The organism is Pontibacter sp. LHS2, assembly GCF_058932845.1.
The window spans coordinates 903,915-923,553 of record NZ_JBZYWG010000001.1; the positions used below are offsets into that span (position 1 = coordinate 903,915).

The 19,639-nt window shown below is 48.1% G+C and carries 19 protein-coding genes; 8 read left to right on the forward strand and 11 right to left on the reverse strand.

All coding sequences use genetic code 11. From position 1 onward, the window contains the following. Positions 1-50 precede the first annotated feature (50 nt). From AC5FX6_RS03935 to AC5FX6_RS03950, 4 genes are all read right to left on the reverse strand, one after another. Complete coding sequence (locus tag AC5FX6_RS03935; protein WP_493595724.1) at positions 51-476, reverse strand: hypothetical protein; 426 nt, start codon at positions 474-476, stop codon at positions 51-53. A 79-nt stretch (positions 477-555) separates the two neighbouring features. Next, positions 556-1,014, reverse strand: a complete 459-nt coding sequence (locus AC5FX6_RS03940) for an RDD family protein (RefSeq protein ID WP_493595725.1) — start codon at positions 1,012-1,014, stop codon at positions 556-558. A 103-nt stretch (positions 1,015-1,117) separates the two neighbouring features. Next, positions 1,118-1,561, reverse strand: a complete 444-nt coding sequence (locus AC5FX6_RS03945) for a hypothetical protein (RefSeq protein WP_493595721.1) — start codon at positions 1,559-1,561, stop codon at positions 1,118-1,120. Positions 1,562-1,715: 154 nt separating this feature from the next. Then, a complete protein-coding gene (locus AC5FX6_RS03950; RefSeq protein ID WP_493595726.1) occupies positions 1,716-3,173 on the reverse strand; it encodes a tyrosine-type recombinase/integrase in 1,458 nt (485 codons plus the stop codon). Between the two features lie 125 nt (positions 3,174-3,298). Here AC5FX6_RS03950 and AC5FX6_RS03955 point away from each other — a divergent pair, with 125 nt between their 5' ends. Then, positions 3,299-3,679: a hypothetical protein gene (locus AC5FX6_RS03955; protein WP_493595727.1), complete on the forward strand. Its 381-nt coding sequence runs from the start codon at positions 3,299-3,301 to the stop codon at positions 3,677-3,679. Positions 3,680-3,766: 87 nt separating this feature from the next. Here AC5FX6_RS03955 and AC5FX6_RS03960 read toward each other — a convergent pair whose 3' ends face one another. Continuing rightward, positions 3,767-6,094: a S46 family peptidase gene (locus AC5FX6_RS03960; RefSeq protein ID WP_493595728.1), complete on the reverse strand. Its 2,328-nt coding sequence runs from the start codon at positions 6,092-6,094 to the stop codon at positions 3,767-3,769. A 351-nt stretch (positions 6,095-6,445) separates the two neighbouring features. Continuing rightward, the gene (locus AC5FX6_RS03965) at positions 6,446-6,895 is read right to left on the reverse strand and encodes a YkvA family protein (RefSeq protein WP_493595729.1); all 450 of its coding nucleotides are present in this window, start codon (positions 6,893-6,895) and stop codon (positions 6,446-6,448) included. A gap of 198 nt (positions 6,896-7,093) precedes the next feature. Here AC5FX6_RS03965 and AC5FX6_RS03970 point away from each other — a divergent pair, with 198 nt between their 5' ends. Then, positions 7,094-7,675 carry an SRPBCC family protein gene (locus tag AC5FX6_RS03970; RefSeq protein WP_493595730.1) on the forward strand — a complete coding sequence of 194 codons (582 nt, stop codon included), beginning with the start codon at positions 7,094-7,096 and terminating at the stop codon, positions 7,673-7,675. A gap of 36 nt (positions 7,676-7,711) precedes the next feature. On the opposite strand, the gene AC5FX6_RS03975 is transcribed toward AC5FX6_RS03970, so the two are convergent. Then, entirely contained in the window at positions 7,712-9,127 is a 1,416-nt protein-coding gene (locus AC5FX6_RS03975; RefSeq protein ID WP_493595731.1) for a PhoH family protein, read from the reverse strand. A gap of 268 nt (positions 9,128-9,395) precedes the next feature. On the opposite strand from AC5FX6_RS03975, the gene AC5FX6_RS03980 reads away from it, so the two are divergent. Continuing rightward, a complete protein-coding gene (locus AC5FX6_RS03980; protein WP_493595732.1) occupies positions 9,396-9,869 on the forward strand; it encodes a toxin-antitoxin system YwqK family antitoxin in 474 nt (157 codons plus the stop codon). A 2-nt stretch (positions 9,870-9,871) separates the two neighbouring features. Here the strand turns inward: AC5FX6_RS03980 and AC5FX6_RS03985 are convergent, their stop codons facing one another. Both AC5FX6_RS03985 and AC5FX6_RS03990 read right to left on the reverse strand, forming a co-directional pair. Further along, on the reverse strand, positions 9,872-10,492 hold the full coding sequence (locus AC5FX6_RS03985) for an AlbA family DNA-binding domain-containing protein (RefSeq protein ID WP_493595733.1): 621 nt from the start codon (positions 10,490-10,492) through the stop codon (positions 9,872-9,874). Between the two features lie 143 nt (positions 10,493-10,635). After that, the gene (locus AC5FX6_RS03990) at positions 10,636-11,013 is read right to left on the reverse strand and encodes a DUF3127 domain-containing protein (protein WP_007660095.1); all 378 of its coding nucleotides are present in this window, start codon (positions 11,011-11,013) and stop codon (positions 10,636-10,638) included. Positions 11,014-11,181: 168 nt separating this feature from the next. Between AC5FX6_RS03990 and AC5FX6_RS03995 the strand changes: the two genes are divergently transcribed. After that, positions 11,182-12,111: an isoaspartyl peptidase/L-asparaginase family protein gene (locus AC5FX6_RS03995; protein WP_493595734.1), complete on the forward strand. Its 930-nt coding sequence runs from the start codon at positions 11,182-11,184 to the stop codon at positions 12,109-12,111. Here AC5FX6_RS03995 and AC5FX6_RS04000 read toward each other — a convergent pair. Next, complete coding sequence (locus AC5FX6_RS04000) at positions 12,108-13,007, reverse strand: cyanophycinase (protein WP_493595735.1); 900 nt, start codon at positions 13,005-13,007, stop codon at positions 12,108-12,110. The genes AC5FX6_RS03995 and AC5FX6_RS04000 overlap by 4 nt on opposite strands. Positions 13,008-13,358: 351 nt before the next feature. Here AC5FX6_RS04000 and AC5FX6_RS04005 point away from each other — a divergent pair, with 351 nt between their 5' ends. After that, positions 13,359-13,862, forward strand: coding sequence for a YciE/YciF ferroxidase family protein (locus AC5FX6_RS04005; RefSeq protein WP_007660101.1), 504 nt, complete (start codon positions 13,359-13,361; stop codon positions 13,860-13,862). 148 nt (positions 13,863-14,010) lie between these two features. On the opposite strand, the gene AC5FX6_RS04010 is transcribed toward AC5FX6_RS04005, so the two are convergent. After that, a complete protein-coding gene (locus AC5FX6_RS04010) occupies positions 14,011-15,918 on the reverse strand; it encodes a M1 family metallopeptidase (RefSeq protein ID WP_493595736.1) in 1,908 nt (635 codons plus the stop codon). Between the two features lie 312 nt (positions 15,919-16,230). Between AC5FX6_RS04010 and AC5FX6_RS04015 the strand changes: the two genes are divergently transcribed. The 3 genes from AC5FX6_RS04015 (at position 16,231) to AC5FX6_RS04025 (ending at position 19,424) form a co-directional block, all read left to right on the forward strand. Beyond that, on the forward strand, positions 16,231-17,976 hold the full coding sequence (locus tag AC5FX6_RS04015) for a L,D-transpeptidase family protein (RefSeq protein WP_493595737.1): 1,746 nt from the start codon (positions 16,231-16,233) through the stop codon (positions 17,974-17,976). A gap of 37 nt (positions 17,977-18,013) precedes the next feature. Further along, a complete protein-coding gene (locus tag AC5FX6_RS04020; RefSeq protein WP_493595738.1) occupies positions 18,014-18,544 on the forward strand; it encodes a plastocyanin/azurin family copper-binding protein in 531 nt (176 codons plus the stop codon). Between the two features lie 175 nt (positions 18,545-18,719). Then, complete coding sequence (locus AC5FX6_RS04025; RefSeq protein WP_493595739.1) at positions 18,720-19,424, forward strand: Crp/Fnr family transcriptional regulator; 705 nt, start codon at positions 18,720-18,722, stop codon at positions 19,422-19,424. Positions 19,425-19,639: the final 215 nt, after the last annotated feature.

The following is a 19,639-nucleotide window of genomic DNA, read 5'->3' on the forward strand; positions in this document are numbered from 1 at the left end:
TGTATATGCTACTTGCGAGGCTTTAGCCGAAGCATGAAGTATATATTTTGTTAGGCTGTTGTATTGATATCAAAGTTTGCCCACACAATTTCACGGTCAACCATTGTAAACCGCAGAAAGTGGTTATAGCTAGATTTAACATTAAAATTAGGCTCTAACACCAACCACCAAGTTTTGTTATCGCTTTTTATTTCTACTCCTGTCAAGAAGTACATTTTCTTTATTTCATTCAGGGGTTTCTCCCATTTTGTATCTTTATACTTGAGGTGAGCTAATTGATACAACTTCTCCATAATCACATCATAGTCACGAGCAAGCTGTTCGATAAGAATAATTTTATCAGAGATGTCTTGTTGGTCATCGTCAACCATTATGCCTAATTCGACTTTATTTTCTGGTGAAATATTGTCAACATTTCCGAACCATTCTTTCTCCCTGCGACGGTAACTAAGATTTCCAAATGGTTCTACATTCATATTAAATTTATTTAGTATGTAGCCTAACGGTTGGTACAGGCTCTGGTGAGGCATAGCCGAAACTAAAGCCTGTGCAGGGTTACCATACGATGTTCTTTTTAGGACGTGTGTCAACGACTACTGTTTGCGCCCAAAGGTCACCTAATCGTTGATTCCGTTCTGTATTTCTAATAGTTATAATCCCTATTAACCCGAAGAAAAACATGTCGATTGGGTCAAGAAGATGCCTTTTAAAAGACTGTCCTAAAGTCGGTTTTTGTATATACCCACGAATTGACACAGGTTTCAGGTCAACCAGTATATTGCCTAAGGTTGCCCCAAGTAATTGTTCCATACCTACAGTCATTATACACCAAAACAAAATAGGAACTAATGCGGGCAAGCCACTTACACTGTGCCCACCTTCTTCATTGGGCGTTCCTATCGCAAAAACATATGCAATATCAAAGGCGAAAATCATTAAGTAATCTACAAAACCTGCGAAAAACCGCTTGCCTAAGTTTCCTTTAGTTTGTAATCTTTCTTCTGTAATCTGCAAAGGAATTTATAAATTAATATGAATGGTAACGTTACTCGTGCAGCCGATGGGCGAGGCGTAGCCAAGCATAAGAGCTGCACCTTGTTACAAGCTGTTTTTCTTTTTATTTGTAACCGTATACTATCAATTTCTCTGGTGTCGATTCGATTTCAAGCTCACCGATTCCAGCTATTTTATTGCTTATTTCTGATAAATCCTGATAGTAAGTTAACGGTTCCAACATCTGCTGCCCCATCGGCCTGTTTACCGTCCAATTGCTTGGAAACTCAACCCATTCAATTTCCTTAAAAGATGAAGGCCCACCAGTCATTATATCGTTTATGCCCTTTTCATTGAATACTACTGGATATTCGTCAACGGGAGGTATTCTTAGTTCACGCAATACATTATCCCATACGTCTTTTATGAGGCACTTTTTTACTACTTCATCATGTTGAGATAAAATTCTAAACAGTTTCGTCCATTTAGAATTATTCATATACCTTCCTGAAAAGCTATCAAGCTTCTTTTCTAATCTTGCTTCGTATTTTAGATTTCCATCTATCATTCAAATTGCTTGTAACTACCTGCTAGCAGGAGTACCTACTCCCACTATCTGCACTATGACTGGAGTACTATTTGCCCATTTTATAGCTGGTTTCGCAAAGTGGGGGCCTTTCGTTTTCATCTCTTTCATAGCGTAACACTAATATAGCTTATTTCTACAGATTGTCAAGCGGACTCACAATTTTATCCAAGGCGTAGGTGGTTACATGGGTGTACACTTCGGTGGTCTTGCTGTTCCTGTGCCCAAGCAGGGTCTGGATGTAGCGCAGATCTGTGCCCTGCTCCAGCAAGTGTGTGGCAAAGGAGTGGCGTAGGGTGTGCGGGGTGGCATTAGTCTTCACGCCAGCCTTTTTGCGGCAGGCCTGAAACACGTTGCGCAAGCTGTCTGCCGTGTACTGGCCGCCGAACTGTCCCTCAAAAAGCCATTCTTTTGGTTTGTATTCCTTGTAATACTGCCTCAAGCTTTCCAGCAGCTTTTGTGAGAGCACGGTGGTTCGGTCTTTTTTGCCCTTGCCACCCCGAATCAGCACCAGGTTGCGGTCCGACTTCACATCAGTGAGCTTCAGGTTGATCACCTCGCCAATGCGAAGCCCGCCCGCGTAGAGCAGCTGCAGCATGCAGCGGTGCTTGAGGTTGTCGGTGGCCGAGAGTATCTTGCGAACCTCCTCCTTGCTGAGCACCGTGGGCAGCCGCTCGGGCTTCTCGGGACGCTCCACATTGTTTAACTGCACCTCGTGGCGGCCCAGCACCCGCTGGTAGTAGAACTTGACGGCATTAATGCTCTGGTTGATGAAAGAGCAGGAGTAGGCCCCGACCTGAACCATCTGCCGGTGGTACTGATTGATGTCCTCTTCTGTAAAAGTACTGACCTGCTCCAAACCTTTGTCTTTGTGGCTGTTGAGGAAGCGCAACAAAAGCGAGTGGTAGGTGCGGATCGTGTTTAGGGAGTAGTTCAGCAGGAAGAGCTTCTCTAGGTAGTCAATCGGGCAGGTGATGTAGCCTGCCCCCTTTGCATAGGTCTGCTCCCAGAGCCTGCGCAGCAGTACCACGTCCCGCACCACCAGCTCCTGGCTCAGCCAAAGCCAGCCCAGGCCCTCCAGCTCCTCGGCTAGCTGCTGAATATGCTGCCCACCCTCGGGTATGGCAAAGCACTTGGGCTCGCGCTGCCAGGTGGCCAGCCTGCTGTGCCGCAGGGTCTCGTATACCTGCTGGCTGTGGCGGAAGGTAACGCTGATCACCGTTTTGTTATCCTCCACCAGCATCGGTTGCAGCTTCACCACCGGCATGTCAGGCAGCTTTTGGAGCGGCTCGCCCTGCTGCCCGCCAGCCAGTACCGGCACCAGCTTGCCAGGCTTGAGCCTTTTGGGTCGGTACAGGTACTGTGTGCTCACCTTAGCCAGTCCCTGAAAATGGGCGAAAGTCATCTCCAGGCTCTGCGGCCGGTGGTGCATCACAAAGCACTTGTAGGTCTTGCTATACTTGATCCAGCCAGCCTCCTTTAGCCGCTTGATAATAAAAGGATTGGGCTTGTGCCACAGGCGGATGTATTTGACGCCTTCATGCTCCAGGGCATTGAGATAAATAACAGGCTGATTAGAGGGGTGTTGCATCATGCATAAATTTTACAGCTGCAAGTAAGTACCTAAACCAAAGACAATCGTAAAATACTCGGGTAAGTCCGGGTATACCCGGCTAAACCGGTCTTACCCAGGTATAGCCCAATAAAAACGAACAATGTATGCAGGAGAGAACATGTGAAAACTGTAAAGCAAAGCTCACAGGCAGAATCGACAAACGTTACTGCAGCGATCAATGCAGGTCTATAGCCAAAAACAGCCGCAAGAGCCAGAACGCGGGAGAGCGCCTGATAAAAGAAATCAACACAAAGCTGCGCCATAACCGCTTTGTGCTGCAGCGCCACAGCCCTGAGGGCAAAACCACGCTGCGCCGCGAAGTACTCCAATTGGCAGGCTTCGACTTCCGCCACTTCACCCACCTCTACCGCACCAAAAGTGGCAACACCTACTACTTCTGCTACGACTACGGGTACTTCCTGCTTGAGGACGAAAAGGTACTCATCGTGAACTGGCAACCCTATATGGAGCAAAACAAGGCGTAAAGAAACCCGCTTTCAGGTATAGCCAAATAAAAAATCCCCGTCTGATCATTCAGACGGGGATCTATGAAATAGGGGGTACGCCGTTGTTTAGTTTACAACTTCAGCAGCCTCTTTTTCTTTCTTCTTGGCTGCTTTTTTAGCGGCTTTCTCGGCTTTGCGCTGCTCTCTTTTAGACAGCGGTGAAGCTTTAGCAGGTGCTTCCGCTCTGCGGCGTGCATCTACCTGCGACAGTCCGGACGTGTTATCGTTTACCAACGTCATCTCTTTTACCAGGTGACCTGCACCGGCAAACTTGTCCACGATAAACAGCATGTAGCGCACATCCACCGAAATGTTACGTACCTGGTCCGGGTTATAAGTCAGGTCACTCATGGTACCTTCCCAGTTGCGGTCGAAGTTCGTTCCGATCAGCTGTCCGTTGGCATTGATCACCGGGGAGCCGGAGTTACCGCCTGTGGTATGGTTCGAAGCGATAAAGGCAACCGGAAGCTGACCATTCACGCCGTAAGGACCGTAGTCTTTCTTGTCATACAGTTCCTGCAGACGGGCAGGTATAGCGTAGTCTTCAGCTGCACCAGAAGCAGCCTTTTCGATGATGCCTTCCAGAGTCGTAAAGTACTTGTATTTCACGCCATCCACTGGCTCGTAAGGCTCCACTTTGCCATAAGCTACACGCAGGGTAGAATTGGCATCCGGGTAGAACTTACGATCCTGCTGCATGGCACGCAAACCAGTCATATACGTTCTGTACAGCAGGTTCAAGTTGTCATTCACCTTGGTGTAAGTCGGCAACACGTTCGTGCGGTAGTAGTCGTTGATGCTGCTGGCCAGCTGAAAGCCCGGGTCATTTTTCAATGGATTGGCTTTGCCCGCTTTAATGTCAGCAATCGCCTGACGCACACCGGCTTCGGAAGTGAAGAGCGACTTGCTGTATACCTCGTCGGCATACTTGCTGAAATCGCCTTTGTATTTCGAGCGCACCATCGCGAAGGCTGACGGATGAAGCTTCTGATCCAGGTTCTCGTAATACATGCTCATTAGAGCAGCGAATACCTTTTTATCGGTCGGGGCATTGTAGTTCTTAAAGTAACCAGCTACACCTTTTTCAAGACGGTCGAGCTGGGCGTTGATCTCCTGCTGCGGTGCTTTTGCTTCGATCAGCTCGTTTAATTTGATAAACTCATTGGCATAGCGCACCAGCTCCACACCCCAGGCAGCTTCCATGATGTAGTCGCGGGCGATCGTGATGCCCTCCAGCTGCTTGTAGTTCTTTTCAAAGTCGGCGATCAGGTTGCCATACGTCTGCTTGCGGGTGGCATCAGCATTAGCCCAAGCGGTGAACTGCTTCTCAAGCTCCTGCTTGCGGGCAATGGTGTTGGCCTTACGAAGACCACGGTTCTCACCGATCCACTTCTTCCAGGCATTGGCCACACTGGCATATTTAGCGGCATACTGTATACGCACGGCATCAGAGGCTTTCATGTCCTTATCCAGCACAGCCAGTTTCGTATCACGGATCTTGATCTTGTGCGGATTAGAGGTCTCGTAGATTTCCTCAATAGCATGCGAAGTCAGGTACTCGTTCGTACGGCCCGGGAAGCCGAACACCATGGTGAAGTCATTCTCCTGCACACCGCTCAGAGAAATTGGCAGGTGGTGCTTTGGCTTGTAAGGCTTATTGTTCGGAGAATATTCTGCCGGGTTGTTGTTCTCATCGGCATAAATGCGGAAGATGGCAAAGTCACCGGTATGGCGCGGCCACATCCAGTTGTCGGTGTCGCCACCAAACTTGCCGATAGAGGAGGGGGGAGCACCCACCAGACGGATGTCGCGGAAAGTCTCGGTCACATACATGTAGTATTCATTGCCATAGAAGAACGGACGAATAACGGCATCGTAATGCGTACCTGCGGTAGCCTGCTTGCGTACACTGGCAATGTTTTGTTGCACCATTTTCTCGCGTTCAGCCTCTGTTACGTTAGCTGGTATACCTGCCAGAATCTGCTGCGTCACGTCTTCCATGCGCACGATAAAGGTGGCAAACAGACCCGGATTCTGAAGCTCCTGCTCGCGGTTCATGGCCCAGAAGCCTTCGGTCAGGTAGTCTTTCTCCACTGAGCTGTGGCTCTGGATCTGGCCGTAGCCGCAATGGTGGTTGGTAAGCAGAAGACCCTCCGAAGAGATCATTTCGCCGGTACAGAAACCGCCAAACGAAACGATGGCGTCCTTGAGGCTCGACTGATTGATACTGTAAATGTCTTCGGCAGAGAGCTTCATGCCCTTTTTCTGCATTTCTGCTTCGTTGAGCTGCTTGAGGAGCATAGGCAGCCACATACCTTCATCAGGCTTGGCCTTGCTTATACCCAGACTCAGACAGGCTGCAGCAAAAAATGCTATAATGCGCTTACTGATCATGGTTTTTATAAAAGTTGGTTTTGAACCCCCAAGATACGGAAGAAATATGAGTTTGGGGGTTTGGGAATTTAGGAGTTTGAGAGTTTAACACTTAGGGAAGTAATCTTGTAGGAATAGGTTGCGACCAGTCCGCTCTGCTTAAGATTTTTAGTGTCATTTCGAACTGGGGGTAGGGGCCCTCTTTTAGTGAGAGATCTGGATTAGTGCCCATACACTGAAATAATCCAGATCTCTCCATTCTATCGAGTTGACAGTTCAGGATATTCAAATACCTGTGCACTATTCGGACAGGTCTCGACCCGTCCCTACAGAATTACTTCCCTAAATCCTAAACTTTCAAACTCCTAAACTTTAAAGCGTTCCCATCGTCGGCTCAAAGTTCTTGTTCCCTTCCCAGTTTTTAAAGTTGGAGATCTCTTTCTGGAAAGAATCGATGAACCAGGCCATCAGACTGATGTCGTCCAGGAAGCCGATCACAGGTATAAAGTCGGGGATCACGTCAAGGGGTGTCACCAGGTATAGCAGTACCGCCACACCAGCAAGCAGCGACTTGTTGGATACTTCCCGGTAGGAGCCATTGATGTAAGCCTTTACCAGGCGGATGAAGGTCTGCATGACTTCCTTTACCTGAGCAAAGCCGCTTTTGTCGCTCTCCACGTCCACCAATTTGCCATAAGCTGTGGTCAGCAGCATGCCCAGTTTCACGGGTTTTGAGACCAGGGCGCCGGCCTTGCCCAGAAAGCCTTTGAAAATAGTGTGTTGTGATAATTTGAATCCTTTATTTATGAGTTCCTGAATCATGTTTATGTCTTTTGTTTGGACCTTATACGGCAACATCCCGGTAATTGGTATGAACCGTGGCTTCAGGCAGACTGAGGCTGTTTTCAGGAGAAAAAATATTCTTGCTAACTTGCTTGACTGTGTTGTTTTTTCTCCTTTAAATTGGTGTACCTTTAGCATCAAATTATCCCATACACCTCTAGGCATGTCGCATCGTATATGAAAGCGCCACTCATCGTACTGGTGTCGTTGCTGGTAGCTTCGGCCACAGTATACTTCGGTTCATTTCTGCTTCCTGACTCCTACGAGGTCAGGCGCTCCATTGTGGTCAATGCCAGACCGGAACAGGTGTTCGCCTACCTGAACAACCCGACCGAATGGGAAAAGTGGAATGCCTGGAACAAAGCCTACGATCCAACCATGATCCGCCTTTATGGTGGTCCGCTTACTGGCAAAGGCGCCTACCAGGAGTGGAACGGTGACAAGGTGGGAATGGTTAAAGTACACTTCACGGATAGCACACCGCCAACAGAGCTTTATTACAAGCAACTCACCAAAGGAGAGGATTTTGAGACCATCGGCATCTTCAGCCTCGAACCGTTGGAAGAAGGAACACGGGTGGTATGGCAACAACGGGCAAAAGTGGCAGACGACCCCTACAACAAATACAGAGGCTTCTTTAAGAAATTAAAAACCGAGCAGGAAACAGAACAAAGCCTGCTATCGCTCAAAGCTTTGTTTGACCCTGTGGCAAAAGCAGAAAGCAAAGCACAGTTAGCTAATAGAAAAGGCCGCAGCTAGGTATAGCAGCGGCCTTTTGCTTTAATTCAGGTATAGCTAGAGCAGTTCGTTCGCCAGGTTGGCAAGCTCGGAGCGCTCTCCTTTCAGTAGGGTGATGTGGGCATACAAGGGATGGTTGCGAGCCCGGTCAATCAGATAAGAGAGGCCATTGCTCTGCGAGTCCAGGTAAGGCGTGTCAATCTGGTAAATATCACCCGTAAACACGATCTTGGTATTTTCTCCTGCTCTGGATATAATTGTCTTGACTTCGTGCGGTGTCAGGTTCTGCGCTTCGTCCACAATAAAGTAGATGTTCGAAAGGCTGCGCCCCCTGATGTAGGCCAGTGGCGTGATCACCAGTTTCTCCAGTTCTACCAATTCTCTTAGCTTTTGGTACTCTTTGCTGTTCTCGGCATACTGATTCTGAATATACTTCAGGTTGTCCCAAAGCGGCTCCATATAAGGATTGAGCTTCGATTTGATGTCGCCGGGCAGGTAGCCGATGTCTTTGTTGCTGAGCGGCACAATAGGGCGTGCCAGGTAGATCTGCTTGTAGTCACGGCGCTGCTCCAGGGCACTTGCCAGGGCAAGTAGCGTCTTGCCTGTACCAGCTACACCCTGTATACTCACCAGTTTGATGCGCGGATTTAACAAGGCATGCATGGCAAAAGTCTGCTCGGCATTGCGGGGTTTCACCCCATAGGCCGTTTGTTTGTCAACCCGCTCAAACTGGTCCTCCACCGGGTTATAATAGGAGAGGATCGAGTTCTTGAAGCTCTTGAGGACATAGAAATGATTGTCAGGAGGAGTCTCTTTGATCACTTTGCCACTGACAGCGTTGCCTTTCTCGTACAAGTCATTGATCACATTCGAATCAATCTCCTCGAGGGTATCGCTGCCGGTATACAAGCCGGCTACATCCTGAATCTTGCCTGTTTCATAGTCTTCGGCGATCAGGTTGAGGGCACGGGCTTTGAGGCGCAGGTTAATGTCCTTGGTCACCAGCACCACTTTGCTTTTAGGAAAGTCCTGCTGCATATGTAGGGCGGAGTTCAGGATATGGTGATCGTTCTTGTCTCCAAAGATCTTAGTCGCATCCAGTTTGGCGCTTCCGTTCATCATCACCTTAAACTTGCCTTTTGTCTTGCCATTGAGCGGAATCCACTCCTGTAGCATGTGCTCCGAGGATAGCTTATCGATAAAGCGGATAAACTCACGGGCCTCAAAGTTCTTGATGTCGTTGCCTTTCTTAAAGTTGTCGAGCTCTTCCAGCACCGTGATCGGGATAGCTACATCATGCTCCTGGAAGTTTTGCACCGCACTATGGTCGTATAGTATGACGGAGGTATCGAGTACGAATATTTTCTTCTCTTTTGTGTCAGAGGGTTTCTTGTTAGCCGGGTCTTTTACCTTGCTGGCCGTACGGGAAATTTTTTCGGTGTTGTCCTGGGTTGTCTTCGTCTGTTTGGGCATAAGGGAAGGGCTAAAGGGCTGAACATACTCTTTTTACGCAATTACATAGCGCTTAGTCTATCTTTGAAACAGGCTATTTCTCAACCCGCACAGGCTCTGTTACAAAACGCAATATTTATTAAAAATTAGTTATCTGATTCATAACTATTTACAGTTTATTTAAGTACAACTAAATATTTAGTTGATATAGAAATATTTTTTATATTTGCCAAAGTACACAGCTTTTACTGAAGCTGGTGCCATGCGAAACTACCTAAGATACTGTCGTATGAAAATCTGCTATACCTTCTTCTTAATCATGCTCCTCGCTATGCCGCAGGGACTGCAGGCGCAAGAGAAGCCCAAGCAGGGCATCTGGCCCTTCAAGATCAACCGTTTCGACAAAGAGGGCCGTCACCACGGACGCTGGAAGCTATACCTGTCCGATAACACCACGCTGCTGCGCAACGGCCGTTTCAGGCACGGGCAGGAGCGGGGCAAGTGGCGCTACTACTACCCGGATGGCAGCATCCGTAAGATCGAATACCACAAACCCAACTCCAAGGAGTTCCTGGTCAAGCTATTCCACGACAACGGCGAACTGGAAAAGCAGGGGATGGCCCGTGTTGTAGAAACTGAGCTCGTGATCCACTACTATTGGTTCGGCACCTGGCAAGTCTACAATCGCGCCGGCCAACTCACCCATACCGAGTATTATGAAAAGGGGAATGAGATGAAGTTGAACATTAGCAGTAGGGACTGAGGCTAACTCAAAGTATAATACTCTTCCTTTTCCTTATCATGCAGCCGCAAATACCCATGAATCACCAGCTTCACTAACATTCGATAAGCCCTTCTTTCAGAAAGATTCGCAATCTTCATATACTGCCGGAGCGTAACCCGTCGGTTGAGCGCCAGATAATCAAGCACGGCACGCTCATGCCGGTCGAGCGGGATGCGCTCGAAAGAAGGCTCCTCGGTTTGCATGGACTTTTCCACCATTTTACTGGTCTGCACGCTCGTATCATTCACACGCACATAGCCGCGCCAGTCATCCTCTTTCACTTTGGCAAAATGCGGCTTCTGATCACTTTCCGGGACCGTTACTTTCAAAATGGTATGCCCGTCCAGTTCTACTTCTTCATAAGCCAATTGAAGCGGAGGATCGCAGTAAAATGCAGCTGCCAATTCCAGGGTATGTTTTTCTTCATCCGGGTCAATGCCCACGATATAACCATTGTCTTTCACACCGATCAGAATGGTGCCACCGCGTGTATTGGCAAAGGAGACCATTGTGCGGGCAATTTTGTCGGGCTGGGTTACCCGTTGTTTGAAGTCTACCTGATCATTTTCGCCCTGCCAGATCAGGCGCTGTAAATCGTCCATAGTCAGATGGCTGTAGGTATAGCGGCTATACCTTATGATATAATGAAATGCGCTGTTTTTAAATAAACCCGCTGTGCGCAGTATATAGAAAGCATAAAAAAAGCGAGCCTGTCGGGGCTCGCTCTCTTTATACGCAATATTTATTAGAATGGCAGATCGTTGTCTGCATCGCTACTGTAGAAAGAAGGAGCAGCTGACTCCTGAGCCGGAGCACCAGCCGGAGCACCAAAACCACCGTTTGCCGCAGCACCCTCTACACGCCAAGCCTGCAGGTTGGTGAAGTACATGGTCTGGCCATTTTTAGTGAATGGCTTGCCTGTCAGGTTAAAGGTAACTTTCACTTCGTCGCCCTGCTTGTAGTTGTCGATCAGGTTACACTTGTCTTGTGTCAGCTGGAACTTGCAGTACTGCGTGAATGAGCCATCCGGAATCTCCAACACGAACTCACGCTTTCTGAATTTTTCACTTACCTGCTGTTCTTCAAACACTTCGTACAGCTTTCCTTGAATATCAAACGACATAAAATAAACTTTAGAATGAATAGATTGATCTAATGACAAATATACAAAATCTTTGGTTTCGGCGGGGCTAAAAAAAGGTAGCTTCTTTAAAATATTGCCTTAATAGGGCCCACACAAAACAGCGAAGCGCTTGCCGGCGTAGGAACCACTGTAACGCACCAAATACCTATGCAGAACCTAGCTATTGCCATTCATGGAGGAGCCGGCACCATTACACCTGCCTCCATGACACCTGATTTAGAAAAAGCTTACAAGAGCGCACTGTCACATGCCCTGAATCAAAGTTACCAGGTACTGGAGAAGGGTGGAAGCGCCCTGGATGCAGTGGAACTGGCTGTTGCCCTGCTGGAAGACTCTCCGTTGTTTAACGCCGGCAGGGGCTCTGTATTTACTAAAGAAGGCAAACATGAAATGGATGCGGCCATCATGTGCGGCAAGACCCTGGAGGCAGGGGCTGTGGCAGGAGTGCGCAGTATCCGAAACCCGGTGCGGCTTACCAGGGCCATACTGGAGCACTCTGATCATGTGTTCCTATGCGGCTACGGGGCAGAGGAGTTCGCCCGGAAGTATGACATCGCTTTTGAGCCGGAAGAGTACTTTTATGACAAGCACCGCTACAAGCAGTGGCGCGATGTGCGGGACACTGACATCTTCATGCTCGATCACACCGAGGACCGTAAATTTGGAACTGTAGGTGCCGTAGCCCGTGATGTAAACGGTGACCTGGCCGCCGCTACCTCCACAGGCGGTATGACCAACAAGAACTACAACCGCATTGGAGACAGTCCGGTGATCGGCTCCGGAACTTATGCCAATAATGATACCTGTGCGATCTCCTGCACAGGCCATGGAGAGTTTTTCATTCGGGCGGTGGTCGCCTACGACGTTTCCTGCCTGATAGAATACAAAGGCTATACCTTGCAGGAAGCCTGCGAGGAAGTTGTCATGAACAAATTGGTCCGTTTTGGGGGCGAGGGTGGCTTGATCGCAGTCGATAGTAAAGGCAATCTTGCCCTGCCTTTTAACTCAGAAGGAATGTACCGCGGCTATAGAACCAGTAAAGATCAGGAGGGCAGAGTCTCTATCTATAAAAGTTAGTTGCTGCTAGACTCTGAAGCCAGTGCGTTTTTCTCAACATCTTCCATGTCCCTGTAAAAGGCACGTGAGTTTATGTTGAAAACATTCCCCTTGGCCAGCACGTGCATCATCATACCGGCAATGGCCACTGGGCGCCCGTTCTCTATGTCGTTGATGTTGGTATACTCTACGCCGTGCCCATCTACCACCACCACCAGGTTGGAGCCTATGGTTTCGATCATGTGACCGTCTGTGATCAGGACACCCGTATCTTCTCCAAGCCCTATACCTACTGTTTTGGGGTGTGTCACGACGGCTTCCATCAGTCGCCCGAAGCGGCCCCGGATCACAAAGTGCGAGTCGATGATCACACCGCTGATCAAACCAAAACCATGTCCCATCTTAACGGAGCCACGTAAAAGAGCCTCAGTAGAGCTGCCGCCCTTAATCATGATCTCTGACATGGCCATGGCGCCCGCACTGGTGCCCGCGACAATAAAGTCCTCGTGCCAATACCTGTCTTTGATAATCTGTAGAAACTCTGTTTCGCCGAAAATGCGGGTGAGCCGGGATTGATCACCGCCGCTGAACATGACACCGTCCGCTTTTCGGATACGCTTCAGGTATTCAGGTTTCAGGGCGTCTTCCTCTTCCCGGATGTGCATCATGTTGACTCTCTCACAGCCCAGGATGGCAAATGCACTTTCATAGCGCTCGCCTACCTCTTCAGGTATAAGCGATGCCGTTGTGATCACTTCAATAGTAGGATTGCGGGCAGGTATCTCACTTAGGAAACGCTTTAATATTCCCAGCTCAAAGAAATCAAGGTAATATTTCTTTTTATGCTTTGGGTTGGGGTATGAGCCTTTGTCTTCATTTCCGCCAATGGCTATCAGCTTTCCTTTTGGTCTATCCACGGGTGCTTCTTTTTTATGCTTATTGTATAATAATTCGGAAGGTATGATCGCAGCAGCCATCACTACCCTTCACTAAGATTACCTATATTTTTCAAAATCGTTACGACTGCAATGCCTTTATTCTGTTTTGAGGGCATATTTCTTCAATTAGTTGAATTGCACTCAAAAAAATAAGCATAGGTAAAACAATACAAATATCATATTTGTTATATATCTACTTGATATGCGAACTTACTATATATATTTTATCTAATTAAAGTTATATTTCCTAAACCTCTGTAATATCCTGCCGTATAGTAATCACACAAGCCCAGGCTTATATTTATTTACGACGCTAAACCTTTCCAAGCTATGAAACTAAACAACCTGAACGACTTATTTGTCCACGAACTCAAGGATATCTACAACGCTGAAAAGCAGATTACAAAAGCGCTTCCGAAAATGATGAAAGAGGCATCGTCCTCTCAGCTCAAGAAGGCCTTTGAAATGCACTTAAGTGAAACAGAAAAACAAATAGAGCGACTGGAGCAAGTCTTCGATATTTTGGGCATGAAGGCCTCTGGTGAAAAATGCAAGGCGATGGAAGGAATCATCAAGGAAGCGCAGGACATGATGTCTGAAAACGCAGACTCTGATGTGATGGACGCCGCCCTGATCGCTTCGGCCCAGCGTGTGGAGCACTACGAAATTGCCGGTTACGGCACCCTTTGTACTTATGCTAAACAGCTAGGTCACAAAGAGATTTTGAACCTGTTGCACACAACGTTGGAAGAAGAAAAAGCCACAGACCTCAAGCTGACTGATCTGGCTGAAAGCAAGATCAATGTGAAAGCCGAACACAAAGGAGCAAAGTAAAGCTCTAACGAAATAAGGAAAAAAATCTGTCCTTTCCCCATGCTAACCAAGCTGGCCAGAAGGAGACAGATTTTTTTCGTTTATACCTGTACCATCAAAAAAGCCCCGCATTGCTGCAGGGCTTTTTTTAATAATGGTATGTCTATACCTATTTCAGCATCGCATCCAGCGTGTTGGTGGACACGGCATGGTAATTTGGCTTGGCACGTACATAGATTTCCTGTGCTCTCTTCTTGCCTGCAGGTGTAGCTGACAGTGCTTTGTAGATCGGCACCAGGAATTTGCGACGGCCTACGTTAGTCAGGAAGTTGTCCAGTGCCTGATCAGCTGCAGTATAGTTGTTGCGGATGGTATGGATAAACCAGGCAGCCAGCACTTCACTATTGCCGGAGTTCGTAAAGCCAAAGGCTTTGTCCAGTTCGGCCATCTGCTGCTGGTTCATCTGCTCAGGTAGCATCCGAATGAAATGCAGCCATTCGTGGCTAGACCAGTCTTTGGTCTGCAGCTGATTGGCTGGCTTGCCGCTTTGCCAAGCTTTGAATGACTCCTCTACCTGAGCGAAGCGCTTGGAAGTCGGTTTTGCATGATCTTCAGGAAGCCCTGGCGTATACACCCAGCCTTCGATGTTAATCTGCTCAGCAATTTTCTCGTCACCCTGAATCAGCTCTTTGCGCAGAAAATCCAGGAAGAGGTCTGTGTTCGTGCTCTGGAAAGCAAAAGTCTGGAAGTACTTGTTCAGGAACTGGTCAAAACGTTCGCGACCAACCACCCGTTCGATGTTCTGCAGAAAGAAGTTACCTTTTTCGTAAGCAATATCGGTCAGCCCTTCGTCTGGATCACGTCCTTCTAGGTCCAGCTTCAGGCGGGTGTCATCGCTGTTGCGGCCAAGCTCGTCCAGCGTGTGCTGCAAATCCTGGTAACCCAGCACGTTGAGCATGTCGGCATAGTCTTTTCCATAGATCTCCTCCATGATGCGGCGCTCAAAGTATACTGTGAAGCCTTCATTCAGCCAGAAGTCATCCCAGGTACCATTGGTCACCAGGTTGCCGCTCCAGCTGTGTGCCAGTTCGTGTGCGATCAGACTGGTCAGGGAGCGGTCTTTGGCCAGCACGGTAGGCGTCACAAAGGTCAGGCGCGGGTTTTCCATACCGCCAAAGGGGAAGGAAGGAGGCAACACCAACAAAACGTAGCGATCCCAGCGGTACTTGCCATACAGCTTTTCAGCTGCCACGAGCATCTTGTCCATCTCAGCAAATTCATACACGGCTGCATCAATGGTAGCAGGTTCGGCATAAATACCGGTCTGCTGCCCGATTGGCTTGAATACCATATCACCCACGGAAAGCGCCATCAGGTAAGATGGGATAGCCTGGCGCATTTCAAAGGTATAGCTACCGGTATTGTTTTTCTGCTGCGGGTTTTCAGCGCTCATCACTGCCATCAGTTCTTTCGGCACCTGCACTTTGGCGTTGTAGGTAATGCGTATACCTGGGCTGTCCTGTATCGGAATCCAGGTGCGGGCCAGTATTGCCTGTGACTGTGTAAAAAGGAACGGATGCTTCTTGCCGGCTGTCTGTTGCGGATTAAGCCATTGCAGCGCATCGGCATTGGCAGTCGTGCGGTACTGAATGGTGATATAATCTGTCTCAGGCTGAATGGCAATGATCAACGGGCGGCCCAGAAACTCCTTTTCATCACCCAGCTTAAAGGTGGTAGGAGTTTGCTCTTTGCCCAGGTATACCTGTTCTATTTCAAGACCACGGGTATCGAAAATGATCTCGTTTCCTTTTGCCTTATTATCAATCTGGTAAGAGGCTTTGCCCGAGATCACTTTTTGGTCAAAGTTCACGGCGATGTCGAGGTCCAGGTGGCGGGCCACGGCCTCTGCTGGCTTGGCAAAGCTGTGGACATCGTTTGGCGCCTGGGCCATTCCTTGCTGTTCTGCTGTCATAGTTTCATCAGTCGTAGTGGTTTGGGTTGAACAGGCGCCTAGTTGCAGACTTCCGGCCAAACCCAGGCCAAGTAAGAATTTACGGTATGGAGTCATTGTATACATTAGTTATGGTGTGGTAAGATACATTATTTGTCAGGAACTGTAAAGTACCCCCGGCTAAACGTATCGACAACACCTGAAAGTACGTAATATGTTATAGAGGAATATCTATACCCCATAAATCGTAGCCTTAAGAGCGTGTGGACGTGCAAGGCCAGCTGTGTGAGCGTATACAGAACATTTTATGTCCTTTTGAAGTACATAAGCAAAATCAAAACTCAGAGGCTTCGACAGCTTAGAAATAGCACAGTTTTAAGTAAGACTTTATAAAATGGTTTTATGATCCCTCTGCAGTAAGCCATTAAACAAACAAACATGAACCCTTTCATCATAAAAAAAATTAAGCCGATCGGCCTGGTCATTCTCTGCCTGTTCAGCCTTGCTTCTTGCAATCAGAATGCAGATGGCAATGGGGAAAGCAAAGGAGGTGTAAAAGAAATGCTAGGCATTAACACCTTGGCAGCCACTGAAACTGATAGTCTTTACATCAAAGATTACATCAGGGATCAAAAACAGTTTAAAGAATATGAAGATCTGATCTACCAGTTCTATGGTGATCGTGAATACCGCCTGGCCTGGTTTAAAGGTTCTGACCTGGTGCCAGAGTCCGAAAAGTTGCTGACAACCATCAACAATGCTAAACAGGAGGGACTGGATCCGAAAGAGTATAAAGTGGTAGCCATTGACGAAATGATTAGCCGCTACAATGAGATGGGACGTAAAGATTCGGCCAGACTCGAATTGCAACAGCAGATAGACATTGCACTTACGGGTACTTACTTCAATTACGCCTCTGACTTTTACAGAGGGCGCATCAACCCGAGCAATGTCAAGCAGGTACAATGGGGGGTTAGAAACAACAAGATCAAACTACATAAGGCATTACAAACCATCCTGAAGGAGCGGGAAAGTACCTATCCGTATTATGAGTTTGAAGCCTTGCACAAAGGGTACATGGACCTGCGTAACGCCCTGCAGCAATACCGAGAACTTGAGGAAAAGGGAGGCTGGGCTAAAGTTGAACTCGGCAACCGGAAGATACTGGAAAAAGGGGATACTGCAGCTGCCGTGATCTCGCTGCGCCAGCGCCTGAGTCCGGGAACCCAGATTAATGCCAATGACCCGGCGATGCGTAAGTTTGACGATAAACTGGAAGCGCAGGTAAAAGCATTCCAGGACCTGCACGGTCTAGCACAAGACGGTAAAGTCGGTGGCAACACCCTGCGCATGATGAACGTGTCGGTAGAAGACCGCATCCAACAGATCATGATGAACATGGAGCGTTGGCGCTGGATCCCAAAACGTCTGGTACCAAAAAGCCTGGACCAGAAATACATCTGGGTAAACATACCGGAGTATAAACTCTATGTGTACGAGGACCCAAGCAATAGCCCGGAAGCAGAACGTGGTTATAAGAAGACGATGGAGATGAATGTAATCGTGGGTAAGACCCTGAACTCGACCCCGATCTTCAGTGACAAGTTGGAATACGTGGTGCTCGCCCCATACTGGAACGTACCAAACAGCATTGTAGAAAAGGAAATTGCGCCGGCCATGGCCCGTAACCCAGGTTACCTGGACGGCCAGAACATGGAAGTGGTGACAAAGGAGCGTAACCCGAAACAGATCTCCCCATCGTCCATCGACTGGTCATCGGTTACTGAGAAGACGTTCCCTTACATGGTGCGCCAACGTCCGGGGCCGAAGAATGCTTTGGGTACGATGAAGTTCCTGTTTCCGAACGAGCATGCCATCTACCTGCACGACACCCCAAGCGGCTCCCTTTTCAGCCAGACACAGCGTGGGTTTAGTCATGGTTGCGTGCGTCTGCAGCGTCCCATGGATCTGGCTAACTATGTGCTGAAGGACATGCCGGAATGGAATGAAAACCGTATTCGGGAAACCATCAACGGAGGTGAAGAAGAATGGATCACGTTGCCGAAGAAGATTCAGGTATACCTGGTATACTTTACCAGTTGGGTAGATGAAGACGGAAACGTTCACTTCCGCGATGACATCTATGGTCATGACAAAAGACTGGAACAGGAACTGTTTAGCTAATCCAAAGCTATAAATCCTGAACATTAAAATGATAACTATGAAACAGATATGGATAATAGGGATGTTGTTCGGACTGCTGATCGTCACTGCCTGTGGCGCACAGCAGGAGGCGGATGACAGACCAGAAACAATAACAGACGAGCCGCTGATGCAGCAGGAAGAGGAGCAGGACACTACCCTGCAGGATGTTGAGGAAGTGACTATCCGGGCAACCGGGGGTGAGGAATTGCAAAGCATGACCTTTGACCGTGACACGCTGGAAGTAAAAGCTGGTTCGCATGTTAAACTAGCATTTACAAACGAAGGGAAAGATCCTAAAATGATCTATAACATCGTGTTCACCAAAGAAGGGTACTCGGCACAGGTTGCCCAAAAAGGAAGCAAAGCCGGTGCTTCAGGCAATTACTTGCCAGACAGTTCCCTGATGCTGGCTGCCTCACCGTTGGCCTTGCCCGGACAGACCGTTACAATGGAGTTTACTGCCCCGGATAAGATCGGCGTGTATGAATTTGTAAATACATACCCAAGTGACACCCCTTTAATGAAGGGAAAGCTGATTATAAAGTAGATAGCTGCGCAATACAGATACATTTTCAGGAAAGCCTCTGCTGAATAGCAGGGGCTTTCTTTTTGATCATTAACCACTTACAGGTAAAGCACTCGAACGAATCTGAAAAAAAAGCATGTTTGAAATCATACGATGTTTCAGCCGATTGCATACTTTTGCATCATCCTGATCGCTTATGAAATTCACCGCCCCTGACTGTCTTAATTGTTCTAGCCGAGCAAACTCACTGCTGAGCTGCTGCAGAGCATCTGAGCTGTCGCACCTAGCAGAAACTAAATCCTGCTTCGCTTACAAGAAAGGGCAGTTGATCTTTCATGAAGGCGGCAAACCCACAGGGCTATATTGCATCAGCTCCGGTAAGATAAAAATTGCCAAACTGGGAAGCGACGGCAAAGAACAAATTGTGAGATTGGCTAAACCAGGGGACCTGATCGGATACCGTGCTCTAATGGCTGATACAAATTACTCTGCTTCGGCTGTCGCACTGGAAGATGCCGTGATCTGCTTCATACCGCGATCTCAGTTTCTGGAGCTGATCAGCCAAAACGTGGCGTTTGCAGGAGGATTGATGAAACTGATCTCTAACGCATTAGGAGAAGCTGAGGAGCGTATGGTGCAGATGGCTTATAAGCCGGTGCGCGAGCGTCTGGGAGAAGCACTGTTACTTCTTCAGAAAACATATCAGGAGCGGGAGGAAGGCAACACGTTCACGATCTCTATCTCACGCGAAGACCTGGCATCCATAGTCGGTACCGCCAAAGAAACCACGATCCGCCTGCTGTCTGAGTTAAAAGACGAAGGCTTGATCACGACCAAAGGCAGCTCCATTACCATACTTGATCACGATAAGCTCTACAAGATCAGCCACATGTACGACTAAGTCGGTAGGTTTGAGGGATAAACAGGTATAGGGATAAGAAATAAAAAACGGCAGCCGTATCACGTCTGCCGTTATTGTAGCTCAGTCTCTCCTCTAAGCTATAATCACCTTATACTAAACACTAAACTTTAATCACAAAACATTATTTTCAGGGGCCTGACAGGTTCTTTGCTTTGGCCATTTATCCTTTCTGATGTTACAAAATTCGACTATCT

Excerpts from the sequence above, each read along its gene's own strand:
- AC5FX6_RS03965 (WP_493595729.1), bottom strand. The coding sequence starts at position 6,895 with ATGATTCAGGAACTCATAAATAAAGGATTCAAATTATCACAACACACT.
- AC5FX6_RS03935 (WP_493595724.1), bottom strand. The coding sequence starts at position 476 with ATGAATGTAGAACCATTTGGAAATCTTAGTTACCGTCGCAGGGAGAAA.
- AC5FX6_RS03980 (WP_493595732.1), top strand. The coding sequence starts at position 9,396 with ATGAAAATCTGCTATACCTTCTTCTTAATCATGCTCCTCGCTATGCCG.
- AC5FX6_RS04025 (WP_493595739.1), top strand. The coding sequence starts at position 18,720 with ATGAAATTCACCGCCCCTGACTGTCTTAATTGTTCTAGCCGAGCAAAC.
- AC5FX6_RS03990 (WP_007660095.1), bottom strand. The coding sequence starts at position 11,013 with ATGTCGTTTGATATTCAAGGAAAGCTGTACGAAGTGTTTGAAGAACAG.
- AC5FX6_RS03985 (WP_493595733.1), bottom strand. The coding sequence starts at position 10,492 with ATGGACGATTTACAGCGCCTGATCTGGCAGGGCGAAAATGATCAGGTA.
- AC5FX6_RS03950 (WP_493595726.1), bottom strand. The coding sequence starts at position 3,173 with ATGATGCAACACCCCTCTAATCAGCCTGTTATTTATCTCAATGCCCTG.
- AC5FX6_RS03945 (WP_493595721.1), bottom strand. The coding sequence starts at position 1,561 with ATGATAGATGGAAATCTAAAATACGAAGCAAGATTAGAAAAGAAGCTT.
- AC5FX6_RS03955 (WP_493595727.1), top strand. The coding sequence starts at position 3,299 with ATGCAGGAGAGAACATGTGAAAACTGTAAAGCAAAGCTCACAGGCAGA.
- AC5FX6_RS04010 (WP_493595736.1), bottom strand. The coding sequence starts at position 15,918 with ATGTATACAATGACTCCATACCGTAAATTCTTACTTGGCCTGGGTTTG.
- AC5FX6_RS04020 (WP_493595738.1), top strand. The coding sequence starts at position 18,014 with ATGAAACAGATATGGATAATAGGGATGTTGTTCGGACTGCTGATCGTC.
- AC5FX6_RS03975 (WP_493595731.1), bottom strand. The coding sequence starts at position 9,127 with ATGCCCAAACAGACGAAGACAACCCAGGACAACACCGAAAAAATTTCC.
- AC5FX6_RS04005 (WP_007660101.1), top strand. The coding sequence starts at position 13,359 with ATGAAACTAAACAACCTGAACGACTTATTTGTCCACGAACTCAAGGAT.
- AC5FX6_RS03960 (WP_493595728.1), bottom strand. The coding sequence starts at position 6,094 with ATGATCAGTAAGCGCATTATAGCATTTTTTGCTGCAGCCTGTCTGAGT.
- AC5FX6_RS03970 (WP_493595730.1), top strand. The coding sequence starts at position 7,094 with ATGAAAGCGCCACTCATCGTACTGGTGTCGTTGCTGGTAGCTTCGGCC.
- AC5FX6_RS04015 (WP_493595737.1), top strand. The coding sequence starts at position 16,231 with ATGAACCCTTTCATCATAAAAAAAATTAAGCCGATCGGCCTGGTCATT.
- AC5FX6_RS03995 (WP_493595734.1), top strand. The coding sequence starts at position 11,182 with ATGCAGAACCTAGCTATTGCCATTCATGGAGGAGCCGGCACCATTACA.